This is a genomic window from Natronohydrobacter thiooxidans (assembly GCF_001884735.1).
GTDB classification, from domain to species: Bacteria; Pseudomonadota; Alphaproteobacteria; order Rhodobacterales; family Rhodobacteraceae; genus Roseinatronobacter; species Roseinatronobacter thiooxidans_A.
This window is the reverse complement of sequence record NZ_MJAP01000033.1, coordinates 117,958-134,201: the sequence shown is the minus strand read 5'-3', so window position 1 is coordinate 134,201 and position 16,244 is coordinate 117,958. Positions and strand designations below refer to the sequence as shown.

13 protein-coding genes are annotated in these 16,244 nt (G+C 63.8%); 1 reads left to right on the top strand and 12 read right to left on the bottom strand.

All coding sequences use genetic code 11. The features are described from left to right. Window positions 1-15 precede the first annotated feature (15 nt). The 12 genes from BG457_RS14510 to BG457_RS14455 all read right to left on the bottom strand — a co-directional run bounded on the left by BG457_RS14510 (window position 16) and on the right by BG457_RS14455 (window position 15,527). Window positions 16-858 carry an outer membrane protein assembly factor BamD gene (locus BG457_RS14510; RefSeq protein WP_071798022.1) on the bottom strand — a complete coding sequence of 281 codons (843 nt, stop codon included), beginning with the start codon at window positions 856-858 and terminating at the stop codon, window positions 16-18. A gap of 108 nt (window positions 859-966) precedes the next feature. Beyond that, on the bottom strand, window positions 967-1,887 hold the full coding sequence (gene lpxC, locus BG457_RS14505; protein WP_071797937.1) for a UDP-3-O-acyl-N-acetylglucosamine deacetylase: 921 nt from the start codon (window positions 1,885-1,887) through the stop codon (window positions 967-969). A gap of 176 nt (window positions 1,888-2,063) precedes the next feature. Continuing rightward, on the bottom strand, window positions 2,064-3,368 hold the full coding sequence (gene hflX / locus BG457_RS14500) for a GTPase HflX (RefSeq protein WP_071797935.1): 1,305 nt from the start codon (window positions 3,366-3,368) through the stop codon (window positions 2,064-2,066). A gap of 30 nt (window positions 3,369-3,398) precedes the next feature. Next, entirely contained in the window at window positions 3,399-3,632 is a 234-nt protein-coding gene (hfq, locus tag BG457_RS14495; protein WP_071797933.1) for an RNA chaperone Hfq, read from the bottom strand. Between the two features lie 168 nt (window positions 3,633-3,800). Next, window positions 3,801-5,309, bottom strand: a complete 1,509-nt coding sequence (locus tag BG457_RS14490) for a TrkH family potassium uptake protein (protein WP_071797931.1) — start codon at window positions 5,307-5,309, stop codon at window positions 3,801-3,803. 31 nt (window positions 5,310-5,340) lie between these two features. Then, window positions 5,341-6,717: a Trk system potassium transporter TrkA gene (gene trkA, locus BG457_RS14485; protein WP_071797929.1), complete on the bottom strand. Its 1,377-nt coding sequence runs from the start codon at window positions 6,715-6,717 to the stop codon at window positions 5,341-5,343. Between the two features lie 87 nt (window positions 6,718-6,804). After that, window positions 6,805-8,190 (bottom strand): nitrogen assimilation response regulator NtrX, encoded by a 1,386-nt coding sequence (ntrX, locus tag BG457_RS14480; protein ID WP_071797927.1) that lies wholly within the window; start codon window positions 8,188-8,190, stop codon window positions 6,805-6,807. After that, window positions 8,187-10,418 carry a sensor histidine kinase NtrY-like gene (locus BG457_RS14475; protein WP_425434933.1) on the bottom strand — a complete coding sequence of 744 codons (2,232 nt, stop codon included), beginning with the start codon at window positions 10,416-10,418 and terminating at the stop codon, window positions 8,187-8,189. Before BG457_RS14475 ends, ntrX begins: the two co-directional genes overlap by 4 nt. A gap of 184 nt (window positions 10,419-10,602) precedes the next feature. Next, complete coding sequence (locus BG457_RS14470; protein WP_071797925.1) at window positions 10,603-11,778, bottom strand: BaiN/RdsA family NAD(P)/FAD-dependent oxidoreductase; 1,176 nt, start codon at window positions 11,776-11,778, stop codon at window positions 10,603-10,605. Window positions 11,779-11,907: 129 nt separating this feature from the next. Beyond that, complete coding sequence (locus tag BG457_RS14465; protein WP_071797923.1) at window positions 11,908-13,734, bottom strand: ABCB family ABC transporter ATP-binding protein/permease; 1,827 nt, start codon at window positions 13,732-13,734, stop codon at window positions 11,908-11,910. 67 nt (window positions 13,735-13,801) lie between these two features. Next, complete coding sequence (locus BG457_RS14460; protein ID WP_071797920.1) at window positions 13,802-14,128, bottom strand: DMT family transporter; 327 nt, start codon at window positions 14,126-14,128, stop codon at window positions 13,802-13,804. 163 nt (window positions 14,129-14,291) lie between these two features. Next, a complete protein-coding gene (locus tag BG457_RS14455) occupies window positions 14,292-15,527 on the bottom strand; it encodes a LysM peptidoglycan-binding domain-containing protein (RefSeq protein WP_071797918.1) in 1,236 nt (411 codons plus the stop codon). Window positions 15,528-15,631: 104 nt separating this feature from the next. On the opposite strand from BG457_RS14455, the gene BG457_RS14450 reads away from it, so the two are divergent. Then, the gene (locus tag BG457_RS14450) at window positions 15,632-16,186 is read left to right on the top strand and encodes an LOG family protein (protein WP_071797916.1); all 555 of its coding nucleotides are present in this window, start codon (window positions 15,632-15,634) and stop codon (window positions 16,184-16,186) included. Window positions 16,187-16,244: the final 58 nt, after the last annotated feature.

The following is a 16,244-nucleotide window of genomic DNA, read 5'->3' as shown; positions in this document are numbered from 1 at the left end:
CGCGCATGAGCATGGTCAGATCCAGTCACCGCGCACAGCCTGCCGATAAATCGTGCGCAACCAGCCTTCGCCACGCGCCTCGGGCTGCAGCCCCTGTCGGGAAAGCAGGCGGAACGTATCCTGATAGAAGGGATTGGCCTCGAAGTTATAGCCCAGAAGCGCCGCCGCCGTCTGCGCCTCATCGCGCAGCCCGAGCGAAAGATAGGACTCGACCAGCCGGTGCAGCGCTTCGGGCGTATGGGTGGAGGTCTGGAAATCCTCGACCACGACGCGGAAGCGGTTGATCGCAGCGTTGTAATTGCCCCGACCTAGATAATACCGCCCGATTTCCATCTCCTTGGCCGCCAGATGGTCAAAGGCCAGCTCGAATTTCAGGATCGCCGAGCGGGAATAATCGCTGTCGGGATAATCCTCGATCAGGCGGCGCAGATGCTGGAGCGCCTGAAAGGTCACGCCCTGATCGCGACCGATATCATCCACCTGATCATAGAAGGACAGCGCCAGCAGATAGGCAGCGTAGGGCGCATCCTCGTCATTGGGATAGGTGTCAAGGAAACGCTGCGCCGCGGCACGGCTTTCCTCGTATTCCCGCGCGCGGTGATGCGCATAGGCCTGCATGATCAGCGCCCGGCGCGACCATTGGGTATAGGGATAAAGACGCTCGATCTCCTGAAAATACCGCAGCGAGCTTGCACTGCGGCGCGAGGTCTCCAGCTCATATTCACCGCGCTGGAAAATTTCCTCGGGTGAGAAGGCGGCCAGCGACTCGTCGGGACCAGTGTTGCGATTGCAGGCCCCCAGAGCGACAACCACCCCTATGACAAGGCCCGCATGCCGGATCCCAGCCTTCGAAATCATGTCCTGCCACCCCATAGCATCAATGCCTTTCCGATCTGTTAGCACAGAAAAAACCGGGGCGCAAAACGCCTTTTGCCGAAAACAGGGAACATGGGCCGAAGCGGCCTGTCAGGCCGAAAGTGACAGGTCGGACAGGGAAATATCGGTGCCCGGAAGACGCTTCCGGGTCATTCCTTCCACCGGGACGATTTCATAGGCCGAAGGATCTGCAAAAAGCGCCTGCAACAGACGTCCCGTCAGGGCATGACCGGCGCGCACGCCATCATAGCGCCCAAGGACCGGCAAACCGGCGACATAGAGGTCGCCCATCGCATCCAGCATCTTGTGGCGCACAGGCTCATCCGCGCGCCGCAGCCCGCCGGGGCTGAGCACCTCACCCTCGTGGAACACTACCGCATTGTCGAGCGTGCCGCCCAGCGCCAGCCCGGCGGCCTGCATCCGCTCCACATCGCGGCGCAGGCAAAAGGTGCGGCAGTCGCTCAACTCGCGCAGAAAGGCACCGTTGCACATAGCCATCTGACGCCGCTGATGCCCGATCGCCGGTTCCGCGAAATCGATCTCGAAGGCCAGTTCAAGCTGCGGGGCCGGGCTGAGGCGCGCGCGCGCGCCATCCTTCTCGACCTCGACGGCCTTCAGCACGCGCAACACCTGCAAGGGCGCATCCAGCGATTTGATGCCGGCAGCCAGGATCTTGCGCACGAAAGGCGCCGCGCTGCCATCCAGGATGGGCACTTCCTCGCTGTCGAGTTCAATGATCACATTGTGAACACCACAGCCATGCAACGCCGCCAGAAGATGCTCTATCGTCGTCACACGCACGCCATATTCATTGGCAAGAACCGTGCACAGGCTCGCCTCAATCCAGTTCTCGGGGCTGACACGAATGTCGCGGCGCGCCTTGGGCTGGTCGGTACGCCGGAACACAAGGCCCGAATGCGCAGGTGCCGGACGCATGCGCATACGCACGGGCTTGCCGCTATGCAGCCCTGTCCCCGAAATCGAGCACTGAGTAGCGATGGTGGTTTGCATGATCTGCTTCGTGCGTTGCTGCCTGTTTGGCTAGCAGATAGGGGCCAGCCCGGCCCGGATGCAACTCACAGATTATGTCTCTTTGTAACACAACCCCATATCTTGAGCGGAAAGGCGCGGAACTCACGCGATTTTGGGGAAGATACCTGATACGGGCACATCGCGCACCGGGCGGTTCAGTCCGTATCCGAAGGCACCTCGCCCAGCAGCGCGCGAAAAGCGCGCTTCTGTCGGGCGGTCCAGTTCACCTGCAACCGGGTCTGCGCCTCTTCAACCGTCTCGGCCTCAACCACAGATTGCGCATAGAGCCAGGCCCGCGCCCGCCCCGCGCTGTGATCGAGCACCACCTCGTCACTGTGGCGCACATCATCCAGACGCGCCGTCATCGCCGCAAAAAGCGCATCCAGCCCCTGCCCGGTGACCGCGGATCCCAGAAACACGGCCTCGCTGCCCGAAGCACGCGCGGCCAGCCCGGTCTGCTGCACCTCTGACAACAGATCGGCCTTGTTCCACAATTCGATCAGCGGGCGCTGCTCATCGACGCCCAGATCGCCCAGAATACTGCGCACATTGCGCGCCTGCTCTTCGGTTTCGGGATGGGCGATATCACGGACATGGATGATCAGATCGGCTTCCAGCACCTCTTCCAGCGTCGCGCGAAACGCCGCAACAAGCTGGGTCGGCAGATCCGAGATGAACCCCACCGTGTCGGACAGGATCACATCCTTGCCGGTGGGCAGCGTGACCGCGCGCATCGTCGGGTCAAGCGTCGCAAACAGCATGTCCTTGGCCAGCACCTCGGCCCCGGTCAGACGGTTGAACAGCGTCGATTTGCCCGCATTGGTATAGCCCACCAGCGCCACGACCGGGAACGGCACCTTGCGCCGCGCCGCGCGGTGCAATTCGCGCGTCTTGACAACTTTCGAGAGTTGCCGACGCAGCCGCACCATCTGCGTATCAATGGCGCGACGGTCGGCCTCAATCTGGGTTTCCCCCGGACCGCCGACAAAGCCAAGCCCGCCGCGCTGCCGCTCAAGATGGGTCCAGGCGCGCACCAACCGCGTGCGCTGATAGCTCAGCGCGGCCAGTTCCACCTGCAGCACGCCTTCGCGGGTCCGCGCGCGATCCGCAAAAATCTCCAGGATCAGCCCGGTCCGGTCCAGCAGCTTCACATTCCAGGCGCGTTCCAGATTGCGCTGCTGCACCGGCGTCACCGGCCCGTCGATCAGCACCAGCGCCACCTCGGCCTCCTCAATCAGCGCGGCCAGTTCCTCGACCTTGCCAGAGCCGAACAGCATGCCGGGTTGCGCCTTGGGCAGACGCACGACCAGAGCGTCCACGACCTCCAGCCCCGGCAGCGCATGCGCAAGCGCGACCGCCTCGGCCAGAGCAAGCTCGGGCTCACGCGGTTGATGCTGCGCCTTGATATCAGGATGAATGACCAGAGCGCGCGTCGGCCCGGCCTGCGTTTCAGTCGTCATATGCCCCTTGTCGCTTCTGGCTGCGCAAGGTCAGTTTTCACCCTCATAGAGCGAAATCGGCTGGCCCGGCATGATCGTGGAAATTGCATGCTTGTAGACAAGCTGGCTTTGGCCATCGCGGCGCAACAACACGCAAAAGTTGTCAAACCAGGTGATCACGCCCTGCAGCTTGACCCCGTTGATCAGGAAAACCGTTACCGGAACCTTGTTCTTGCGAACATGATTCAGAAATGCGTCTTGCAGATTTTGTTTGTCACTGGCCATGCGTTTGCCTTTTTGTCAGGGCGTGTTTGATCTACGCAGGAAGCCTACTCTCCCTATTGATCCAGTATGAAACGGGTTCAACGAAACTTCCAGCCCTGAAAACCGATAAATCGCGACCATGCGCAATTTTGTGTCAAGGCCGGGTGTGGGTGATGTGCTGGCCGAAAATCAGCGTCGCCAGAAAACCGACAGCAAGAGCAAGAGTTCCAGCCGCCCCAGCACCATCCCGAAGGCCAGAACCGCCTTGGCCCCATCCCCGAGCGCGGCCCAGATCAAAGGCTCGGGTCCGGTCATCTGCGCCACCGGCCCCGTCGTCGTCAGCGCGGCCGTCGCGAAGATCATCCCATCTTCCATGGTGACACCCGACAGGGTCAGTGCGGCGGTAAGCCCGGTCAGCGAGAAGATGAAGATCATCACGAAGAGCCATGCCGCATGCGCCCCTTCGCGACGCAGATCGCGCAGCCGCGCGCCGTCACCACCAACACTGGCAGGATAGACCAGCTTGTCCATCTCGCGCCGCGCCTGCCACATCAGCGCGAAAACCCGCATCAGTTTCATCCCGCCTGCCGTGGTCGCAACGCCCCCGCCGCAGAGCGCGAGCGCCAGCAGAACCACGCCGGCGGCGCCGAAAAACGCCCCTTCCGCCGAACGCCCGACCTCGCTGACAAAACCGGTCGTGGTCAGAAAAGACAGGCCGGTGAACAGGATCCCCCACAGTTCGCCCAGTCGCGCGCCCAGGCCAGGGTCCAGCGGCCCCAGCATCGCGCGCATCCCCAGCAGCGCCACCAGCGCGCTCAGCAGCACGGCGGCAAGCCACAATTCCGCATTGCGCAGCGCATTATGGGCACCATGCCGCATTACCTGCGCCCCCGGCCAGAAACTGCGGCTCAGCGCCAGGAGCAGCCCTGCGGCGATCAGGATTTCCGCCGCCAGCCCCCCCAGAGCCCCGTCCGGCGCAATGCCTGATGTGGAAACGGTCGACATCGCGAGCATCAGCGCCACGACCGGCGGATTTCCGGCCAGCGACAACCCCACCCACAGAGCAAGCGTCACCCCCAGATAGACCGGAGCGATCAGCGCCACCTGCTGGGCCATGCGCTGCAGGCTCTTGTCAGGGTCGCCGACATCACTCTGGGTCGGTTCGCGGGGCGAGCTCCAGCCCTTCGCCTCTGATCCACTCAAATCAGCCGCCCCGTAAAGCTCGAACCCGCCCAGCCGCAAGGGGGCCAGCAGCGCCATGGCCGAGACCATCAGGAACAATCCCCCGCCCCAGGCAACCGTCGCCCGCCACAGGTTCAGGCTGCGCGTCACCTCGCCTTCAAGCAGGCTGGCCCCGGTTGTGGTAAAGGCCGAGACCATCTCGAACCAGGCATGAAAGAACCGCATCCCCGGCACCGCTTCGGTCAGCGGAATGGCCATCAGTGCGGGCAGGACCAGATAGGCGGCGGTCAGATAATAGAAAGGATGCGAAAACGTCCCCCCACGCGCCGGGGAACCGCGATTGGCCAGATGTACCAGTCCGGCCAAGCCACCCAGCAGGGCCGCGGAATAGAGAAAGGCGCGGGCCAGCACATGTTCGCGCAGCGTAAAGCCCACTGCCGCGGGAAGCAGCATGGCCAGCGCCGTGGCCGCGATCAGCACCACAAGGATCACCGTTCCGCGCGATCTGCGCTCCATGCCCGCTCCCATCGCCGCTCTTGTCCGGCTTTCAGAAAAACTCGACCGCGACCTGCAGCAGTTCATCGACCTTGGGTACATCTTCGGTTAGCGAGAAGATCACCACCAGATCGCCCTCGCGCAGTACGATATCGCCGGTCGGACGCATGAATTCGCCCTTGCGCGAGATTCCGATCAAAAGCGCGCCCTCGGGGAACTCGATATCCCGCACGCGCAAATTCGACAGTTTCGACGTGCCCAGAACCTGCGCCTCGATCACTTCGGCTTCGCGGTCGCCCAGCAGATAGACCGAGCGCACCCGCCCGTGCCGGACATGGCGCAGGATCGAGGAGACGGTCAGCGCGCGCGGGTTGATATGCGCATCAATCCCCATCGCGCCCGCCAGCGAGACCATGCCGGGATCATTGATCAGCGATATCGCCAGTTTCGCCCCCGAGGTCTTGGCCCGCACCGCCGCCAGCAGATTGGTGCGGTCATCATCGGTCAGAAGCAGCACCGCATCGGTTTTGCGAATCCCGGCCTCGTCCAGAAGGTTCGCATCCATCCCGTCGCCATGCAGCACGATGGAACGCTCCAGCGCATCAGCGGCAAGCTCGGCGCGGGCGCGGTTGCGCTCGATCATCTTGACGCGCACCCTGTCCGGCTGGTTTTCCAGTATCCGCGCAACCGACAGGCCGACATTGCCGCCGCCGATGATCAAGACACGCTCCTGCCTTGTGGGGGTCTTGCCGAAAACCTCGAAGCTGCGGGCCACATCGCGCGCATCCACCAGAATATAGATACTGTCGCCGACATATAGCTGATCCTCGGCTTCCGGCGCGAACATCCGCTTGCCGCGCCGCACCCCTGCCACCATGATCCTGAGCGTCGGGAACAGGTCGGAAAGCTGCCGCAAGGACGTGTTCAGAACCGCGCAATTCTCGTCCAGCGTCAGTCCGATCAGCAGCGCCTTGCCCTGAAAGAACTCATGCACATCAAAAGCTTCGGGATAGGCCACGCGCTTCAGCGCAGCTTGGGAAACCTCGCGCTCGGGGCTGATGATCACGTCAATCGGCAGATGCTCGCGCCGGAACAGATCCGAGAAACGCGGATCCAGATAGGATTGCTCGCGCAGGCGCGCGATCTTGCGGGTCACGCCGAACACCGAATGCGCGACCTGACATGTGACCATATTCACCTCGTCCGAATAGGTCGCGGCGATCACCATATCCGCATCTTTGGCCCCGGCCTGCTCAAGGATCGGGGGATAGCTGGCAAAGCCCACCACCCCCTGCACATCCAGCGCATCGGTCGCGCGGCGCACGAGTTCGGGCTGGCTGTCCACGATGGTCACATCATTGCGCTCACCCGAAAGATGCCGGGCAATCTGCCAGCCCACCTGCCCCGCGCCGCAGACAATCACCTTCATCGCGCCATGCTCCTTGCTGCGCCCGTCAGGGCGCCCTACCTGTCTGTGCCAGCCCCGCTGCGCGAGTTCAAGCCGCGACGCGGCAGCTCAGCTTTTCATCTCCGAGAGTTTCGCGGTGTTCACGCCCAGGGATTTCAGCTTGCGGTGCAGCGCCGAGCGTTCCATGCCCACGAATGTCGCCGTGCGCGAGATATTGCCGCCGAAACGCTTGATCTGTGCCAGCAGATATTCGCGCTCGAAAAGCTCGCGCGCCTCGCGCAGCGGCAGGGTTGTCAGCGTTCCCGAGAGCACGATCTGCGCCTCCTCGATCTCGGCACCGGGTCCAGCATCGGCCTGAAGGTCGCGTATCTCGATGGGCCGTCCCGCTTCGCCCAGAATCATCGCCCGCTCGATCATGTTGCGCAACTGGCGGATATTGCCCGGCCAGCGCATGGTCTGCAGATGCGCGCGCGCCGCCTCGGACAATTCGCGTCTGGCCAGCCCCTGCGCGCGGTGCAACTCATCGAGGAAATACTCGGCCAGAACCGGGATATCCTCGCGCCGGTCCTCCAGCCCCGGCACGGCAATCGGCACCACGCTCAGCCGGTCATACAGCTCCTGCCGGAACTGCCCGTCGCGAACGCGCTGGGTCAGATCCTGCGTCGTCGCGCTCATCACCCGCAGATCGACCCGCACCTTGTCCGTGCCCCCCAGCCGGGTGAATTGCTGCTCGACCAGCACGCGCAGGATCTTCGACTGCGTGCCCATCGGCATATCGGCCACTTCATCGAGGTAGACGACCCCGCCATGCGCCTGTTCCAGCAACCCCTGCTCGACCCCGCGCTCTGGGCTCTCACGCCCGAACAGCACCTCTTCCATGCGCTCGGGCTCGATCATCGCCGCCGAAACACAGACAAACGGGCTGGCCGCGCGATCCGAATGTTCATGGACATAGCGCGCGGCGGCTTCCTTGCCGCAACCGGCGGGCCCCGTGAACATGACCCGCGCATTGGATTGGGTGACTTTCTCAAGCTGCGCCACCATATGGCGAAAGGCATGGCTCTCCCCCAGCATCTGCGCGCTCGACACATCCCGCCGCTTGAGCGCCTGATTCTCCCGCCGCAGCTTTGACGCTTCCATCGCGCGGCTGATCACCACCATCAGCTTGTCGATATTGAAGGGCTTCTCGATGAAATCATAGGCGCCCTGCTTGATCGCCGCCACCGCGATTTCGACATTGCCATGGCCCGAGATGATCACGATCGGAATATCCGGGTTCGAGCGCTTGACCGTCATCAGAATATCGATCCCGTCCATCTTGCTGTCCTTCAGCCAGATATCCAGAATCATCAGCGCGGGCGGCGTGGCATTGACCTCGGCCATCGCCTCGTCGGAATTGGCCGCGCGACGGGTGGCAAAGCCTTCATCTTCCAGAATGTCAGAGATCAATTCGCGAATATCGCGTTCGTCATCCACGATCAGAATATCACTCATGCTGCATCACCTGTTACCTTGCTCATGTCGTCCTCAATCTCGGATCTCGGTGCCAGAAGCGGCAGCCGGATGACCGCCATCGCCCCGAAATGCGTGTTGCCGTCGAATACCGGCGCATCCTCCAGCCGCAGGCTGCCGCCATGTTCCTCGATGATCTTGCGCACGATGGACAGGCCCAGCCCGGTGCCTTCGGCCCGCGTCGTCACATAGGGCTCGAACAGCCGCGCGCGATCTTCGGGCAGGCCAATGCCGTTATCGGCAATCGTGATCCGCAGATCGACCTCGCCCACCTCAAAACCGATCCTGATCTCGGGCACCAGCCCCTCACCGAGACCAGCATCGATACGCGACTGGATCGCCTCGCCTGCATTCTTGATCAGATTGGTGAAAGCCTGCGCCAGCATGGTCTCATCAACCTCGACCACCACCGGCACCGCAGGCAGATCCGCCACAAAACGCACATCCGGCTGCCCGCTTTCCTGCAACAGCACGCAATCGCGCAGGATCGCCGCCAGATCATGCGGGCGACGGTCCGGTTCCGGCATCCGGGCGAATTTCGAGAACTCGTCGACGATGCGCCGCAGATCATTGGTTTGGCGCACGATCACCGAGGTCAGTTGCGACAGGCTTTCTGCATCCGCTGCCTCCAGCTTGCGGCCGAACTTGCGCTCGATCCGCTCGGACGAAAGCTGGATCGGCGTCAGCGGGTTCTTGATCTCATGGGCAATCCGGCGCGCGACATCGCCCCAGGCGGCCATGCGCTGCGCCGAGACCAGTTCGCTCACATCGTCGAAAGCCACCACATACCCTTCCAGCGTCCCATCGCTGCGCCGCCGTTCCGCCACGCGCACCAGGAGCGTTTCCAGCCGCCCTGCGCGCGACAGCTTCAGTTCCTCCTGCATCCGCCCCATGGCAGAGGGCGTCCCGCGCAGCCGCTCCAGAAGCGGCAGGAATTCCGGCGCCACATCCGCCAGCCCGGCATCCACTGCCGGATGATCCGCAAGCTCCAGCATTCTTTCAGCCGCGCGGTTGATGAACTCGACATGACCCGCAGCATCCAGCCCGATCACACCGGCTGTCACCGAGCCGAGCACTGAGTCAAACAACCGCCGCCGGGTTTCGATCTGGCGATTATTCTCCAGCAATGTCTCGCGCTGGCCCTTGAGTTGCTGCGTCATCTGATTGAAGACCCGCCCCAGAAGCGCGATTTCGTCATCATCGCGGGCCACTGCGACGCGCACATCCAGATCGCCCTCGCCCACGCGCCCGGCGGCTTCGGCCAGACGCCCCACGGGCCGCGCCAGACGCTCGGCGAAGCTCAGCCCCAGCCAGATCGCGGCCAGAATCAGGATCAGCGCAAACCCGAGATAGAGCGCCCCGAACTGGAACAGCAGTTGCCCCCGTTCCCGTTCGAGTTGCTGATAGAAGGACACGGTTTCGCGCGTCTCGTCCAGCAGGCTCAGGATACTGCCATCCACTTCGCGCGCGACATAAAGATAGCGGTCGAAATAGCCATCCAGCCCGACCAGCGCGCGAAACTCGTTATTGGGCCAGTCGCGGATGATCACCATCTCCTCGCGCGCCCGCACGATCTCTTCCGGCTCCGGCGGGGTGAAATTGAACCGATAGGACCGCTCACCCCGCGCGCGAATATCCCCTGCCCCGTCGATGATGAAGGCCACCCGCAGGCCCCGCTGCACCTGCGCCTGTGCCTCGGACAAAAGGTTGCGCAACTCGCCTTCCTCGATCAGCGGAAAGACCCGGCGCACGGTTTCGAGGTAAGCCGCCAGTTCCCCGGCATCGGTGCGCAGATCGCGTTCCTGTTCGAATTGATAGGCTTCCGCAGCGGCGAGCGACGTGCCCACCACGCGCTGCACCCGGTCCGAAAACCAGCCTTCCAGCCCCACATTCAGCGACAGCGTGGCAAAGATCGCGACTGTCACGGTCGGCACCAGCGCGATGGTGGCAAAGAGCGTGGACAGTCGCAGATGCAGCTTCGAGCCCGCCGACTCCGATCGCCGCGCCGCGACCAGCCGCGCCACGCGCATGCCAACCAGCGCCGCCACGATCAGGATATAGACAAAATCGGCCAGCAGCACGAGCAGCAGCGCGCGCGAATCGACATTCTGCCCCAGCGGCCCCAGTACCAGCAAAGTCAGCAGCACCAGCGCAGGGCCGGTCAGGACCAGAAACAGCGTCATCCAGTTGGTCATGCGCCGGTCAATCATCCCGGTAAGGACGGCCTTTAGCAACAGCCCCCTGCTTGCCGATACTCGCGCCACTGTGCTCCCGCTCTGTCTGTTTGCCAGACTCTGTTCCGCCCTGATTTGCGGCGAGTTTGCCACAGGGGCTGTGGTATATCTACATCAAATCACGGAAAAATGTTACACTGGCAAAAACCGGCGCATTCCCTCAGACCGACTGCCCGGCGACCCAGCCCGAGGACCAGGCCCATTGGAAATTATATCCCCCCAACCAGCCGGTCACATCGACGCTTTCGCCAATAAAATAAAGCCCCGGCACCGCGCGGGCCTGCATGGTACGGGCCTCCAGCGCGCGCGTGTCAACCCCGCCCAATGTCACTTCGGCGGTACGATAGCCCTCGGACCCCACCGGCTTCACGCGCCAATGCTGCACCTTGTCGGCCAGAACCAGCACGGCTGATTTCGACAGATCCGCCAGATTGCCCTGCACCCCGGAGCGCGCCACGATCTGCCGCGCCAGTTTTTCCGGCAGCCAGGCACTCAACGCCGCCGCCACAGCCTGCCGTCCCCGCGCCTGTTTCTGCGCCATCAGCTCCGCGGCCAGATCCACACCCGGCGCGAGGTCAATCACGATCTCCTCGCCCTCACGCCAATAGCTGGAGATTTGCAGGATCGAGGGGCCGGAAAGGCCCCGATGCGTGAAAAGAAGCCCTTCCTGAAAGGCAGCGCGCCCGCAACGCACCACCGCCGGAACCGATACGCCCGCAAGCGCGCGCATTTCCTCCAGCGCGCTCGCGGTAAAGGTCAGGGGCACAAGCGCGGGCCGTGTCTCGATCACATTCAGCCCGAATTGCTCGGCGATCTGATAGCCCAGCCCCGTGGCCCCCATCTTCGGGATCGACTTGCCCCCCGTGGCCACGACCAGCGCCGGGGCCGCGAACACCCCGCCAGAGGTCTCGACCCGATACAGGCCATCCCGCACCACAGCGCTGATCTGCGTATTGAGCCGCAGATCAACCCCGGCCTGCGCCATATCCCGCACAAGCATCGCGATGATCTCGCGCGCAGAGCCGTCGCAGAAAAGCTGCCCCAGTGTCTTTTCATGCCAGGCGATCCCGGCAGCCTCGACCCGCGCGATGAAATCATGCTGGGTGTAGCGCGACAGCGCCGACCGCGCGAAACGCGGGTTTTGCGACAGGAAAGCTTCGGGGCGGATATCGAGATTGGTGAAATTGCACCGCCCGCCGCCAGAGATCCGGATCTTCTCGCCCGGCGCTTTCGCATGGTCCAGAAGCAGAACACGCCGCCCCCGCCGCCCGGCCTCGATGGCACAGAACATGCCGGCGGCGCCCGCGCCCAGGATGATGACATCGAATTCTGGCATCACATCCCCCGGATGCCCGCCTGTGCCCCGCACAGGCACGCCTTGCCGCGCGCACCCCCGGACTGCCCCATCCCCCCGGCGCAACCCCCGCCGGGGGTGCCAAAGGCAAGGCGACCCCCGCCCGCAGCCTTATTCCGCATCAGAACTCTGCCGCGCCCACATGGCCGCATATTTGCCGCCCTGCGCCAAAAGCAGGTCATGCGGGCCTTCCTCGACGATGCGTCCGTCCTCCAGCACGATAATCCGGTCCGCATCGACCACAGTCGACAACCGGTGCGCTATCGTCAGCACCGTCCGCCCCTGCCCCATCGCGCGCAGGCTTTCCTGAATGCTCTGCTCGGTCTGGGTATCCAGCGCGCTGGTCGCTTCATCCAGCAGCAGGATCGGCGGGTTCTTCAGCAGCGTCCGTGCAATCCCCACGCGCTGTTTCTCGCCGCCCGACAGCTTCAACCCGCGCTCGCCCACCGCCGTCTCATACCCCTCCGGCAGGGACAGGATGAACTCATGGATCCGCGCGGCTTTTGCCGCAGCCTCGATCTCGGCCTGAGTTGCCCCCTCGCGCCCATAGGCGATGTTATAGGCAATCGTGTCATTGAACAGGACCGTATCCTGCGGCACCACCCCGATCGCGGCATGCAGGCTGGATTGGCTCACGCTGCGCAAATCCTGCCCGTCAATGCGGATCGCGCCCCCGGTCACATCATAGAAGCGGAACAAGAGCCGCCCGATGGTCGATTTCCCCGAGCCCGAGGGGCCGACAATCGCCACAGTCTCGCCGCCCCGCACCCGCAGGCCGATGCCCTTGAGAATGGGCCGCGCCGCATCATAGCCGAATTTCACATCCTCAAACACGACTTCGCCCGACGCGACCGTCAGTTCCTCAGCATCCGGCGCGTCGCGCACATCGGGCGGCTGGTCCAGCAGATCGAACATTTCGGCCATATCCACCAATGCCTGCCGGATCTCGCGATAGACCGTGCCCAGAAAGTTCAGCGGCATGGTGATCTGGATCATATAGGCATTGACCATGACGAAATCGCCCACGGTCAGATCGCCCCGCTGCACGCCGATTGCGGCCATGACCATCACCACGACAAGCCCGGTCGTGATCAGCAGCGCCTGACCGAAATTCAGGAAGGCCAGCGAATAGTTGGTCTTGACCGCCGCTTCCTCATAGGCCGCCATCGCGCTGTCATAGCGCCGCGCCTCCATCGCTTCGGCATTGAAATACTTGACCGTCTCGAAATTCAGCAGGCTGTCGATGGCCTTCTGGTTCGCATCCGTATCCTGCTGGTTCATGATCCGGCGCTGAGTCACACGCCATTCGGTCACGCGGAAGGTGAACCAGACATAGAGGCTGATCGTCACCACGACCGTGACCAGATACCAGACGTCGAACAGCCAGAAAAACACCGCCGCGATCATCAGAAGCTGCAGCAGCAGCGGAAAGATCGAAAACAGCAGAAAGCGCAGCAGGAAATCCACGCCCTTGACCCCGCGCTCGATGATCCGGCTCAGGCCGCCAGTCTTGCGGGTGATATGGTAGCGCAGGCTCAGGCGATGGATATGGCCGAAGGTTTCCAGTGCCAGCTGGCGCAGCGCCCGCTGGCCGACGCGGGTGAAGAGCACATTGCGCAATTCCTGAAAGCCGATCTCCATCAGCCGCGCAACACCATAGGCCACGGTCAGCCCGACCGCCCCCAGCGCCAGCATCCAGCCAGTGCCTTCGCCTGCCAGTGCATCCACCGCAGCCTTGTAGAAAAACGGCGTGCCGACAGCGATGATCTTGGCCAGAACCAGCATGACCAGCGCGAAAACCACCCGCTGCCGCACCCAGCCCGGCGCCGCAGGCCAGAGATAAGGCACCACCCGCCGGATGGTGCGCCAGCCACTGGCGCGTTCCTGTGTCGCTGTCGGAACGGGCGCGGCAGGCGCGGTCGGATCGAGTGCAGTCATGGCGGGCTTTCTTGCTTGCGTCCCTGCTATCTAGGACCGCGCCCGCGAAATGACCAGTGGGCGCGTCTCAGCTCTCGCCCGTGCCGGAAAGCTTCATCAGGACAAGCCCGCCCACGATCATCGCCGCCGCCATCACGCGCATAGGTGTCACCGCCTCGCCCAGCGCCATGATCCCTACGGTAAAGGCCCCCACAGCCCCGATCCCGGTCCAGACCGTATAGGCCGTGCCCAGGGGCAGGGTTTTCATCGCCACCGCCAGCAGCGCGAAGCTGCCCAGCATCGACACCCCCATGATCACGGTCGGCACCATCCGCGTGAAGCCCATCGACTGCTTCATCGCGAAAGCCCAGACCACTTCAAGCACACCCGCAATCGCCAGATAAATCCAGGGCATCTGATCCTCCTGTCGGACCAGGTCGTCCTGGCAATGAAGGGAATTGGGCGGGGTCGTCCCCGCGTGCTCAAAATATAGGCGGTGCGCCGGACGGGTCAAGCATCCTGCAGATCTGCACCAACAGGGGTTGCCCGAGGGCCACCCTCGCGCCCCGCGAAGGTGCTCAGTTGCTGTCGCCCGGCAGAATGAACACCTGCCCCGGATAGATCAGGTCCGGGTTGCGGATCTGGTCGCGATTGGCGTCGAAAATCCGCATATAGCGGGCACCATCCCCAAAGCGTTCGCGCGACATGCCCCAGAGCGTGTTGCCGGGCTGGACGATCAGCGCCTGCGGGCCTGCCGCCTCGCGCGCGATCTGGGGCGTTGCCCGCTCGAAGGGGATCTCCGCGCGCGACGTCACCTGCGCGGCCTCGTCCAGCTCATCGACGCGCAGCCGGTAGACACCGCGCTCGATCCCCTCAAGCTGCGCCTGCCAATTGCCATCGGGCGCCGCGCGGGCGCGCAGGATCGGCTGATTGTCGATATAGATCTGGATATCGGCAGAACCCGTCGCCGTGCGCCCGCTCACCGAAACCTCTCCGCCCGCGTCATAGCTCACCGAGTCGATACTGACATTGCCACTGCGCCCGCGATGGGGCAGCGTCGCCACCTCACCCAGCAATTGCACGGTTCCGTCCGGGCGCACCAAGACGGCAAGGGGCGCCTGCGGATCCACCGCGTCCGCGTCGCGCGCGGCAAGCTCTGCACCCTCGGGCTGCGGCTCGGCCTCCATTGCGTCGGAGGATCCGACCTCGGCCATGACCTGCGGATGCTCCGGTGCAGAAGGCGGCGCAAAAAGCGGCTCCACCGCAACCTCGCGCGCCGCAGCCTGCGCGACCGCCGGTCCCCCGGCAGGCCCCGAAGCAAGCATCTCGCTGCGCGGCGCCAGCATCAGCGTGTCGACCGAGCGCACCCTGTCACCGCTGGGCAGACGCACCTCCAGTTCCAGCACACGCGGCATCGGCGCGGGCACGACCTCGAACATCAGCACGAATTCCCCCGCCGGGGTGCTGATCGTCTGGGCGACCGGTTCTTCATCGATCAGCGCGGCAACCGCACTCGTGGCCGGGGCCTTGCCCGCGATCAGCACATCGCCGAGATCGGTCACGCGCACCAGATCGAAACTCGGCGCATAATCCGACTGCACCGGGGCCATGGCGATCTGAACCTCCGGCGCGGGTTCGTCCCGCGGCACGCTCACCGCATGCGGTTCGGTCTGCACAAACTCGGGACGCGGCAAATCGGGCGCGGGCCTGTCGGAGGGAAAAACCACGACATAGGCCACGCTGGCCGCACCTGCGACAGCGACAGACCCGATTGCCCATTGGGCAAGCACGTCTTTGGGCAGATATTTCAGCATCCCGGTTCTCCAGCGCGCGGATCCCGGTTCGGGACAAACGCGGCTTGCGTGAGTCTAACAATCCCGTTAGCGCGTGGCAAAGCAATTTGAAATATGGTGTGGCAATGTCAGAGCTTCGTCCCTCGATCTGTGTCTTTTGCGGCTCGCGCGCGGGTCTCTCCCCGGCCTATGCCGGGGCCGCCCGCGATCTGGGGCAGATGTTCGCCGCGCGCGACTGGCGGCTGGTCTATGGCGCGGGCGATATCGGCATCATGGGCGAGGTCGCGCGCAAGGCGCAGGGCGCGGGCGCGCAGGTCTTCGGGGTGATCCCCACACATCTGATGCAACTGGAGGCGGGCAAGCGCGATCTGAGCACGCTGGTCGTGACCGAGACGATGCATGAGCGCAAGAAGGTCATGTTCACCAATTCCGACGCGATTGTCGTGCTGCCGGGCGGCGCGGGCACGCTGGACGAGTTTTTCGAAGTGCTGACATGGCGTCAGATCGGGCTGCATGAAAAACCGATCTTCCTTTTGAACACCGAAGGGTTCTGGGATCCGCTGGTCGCGCTGGTGGAGCATGTGATCGCGCAGGGCTTCGCGGCACCGTCGCTGCGGGAGTTTTTCGTGGTGGTGGAGACGGTTGAGGCGCTGGAGGGGGCGCTGGGGGCGGTGGTTTGACAGCGGGCGAGGCGAGTCACGCCTGCTCGCGGGCCGACACAGGGAAGAGGGGATACTG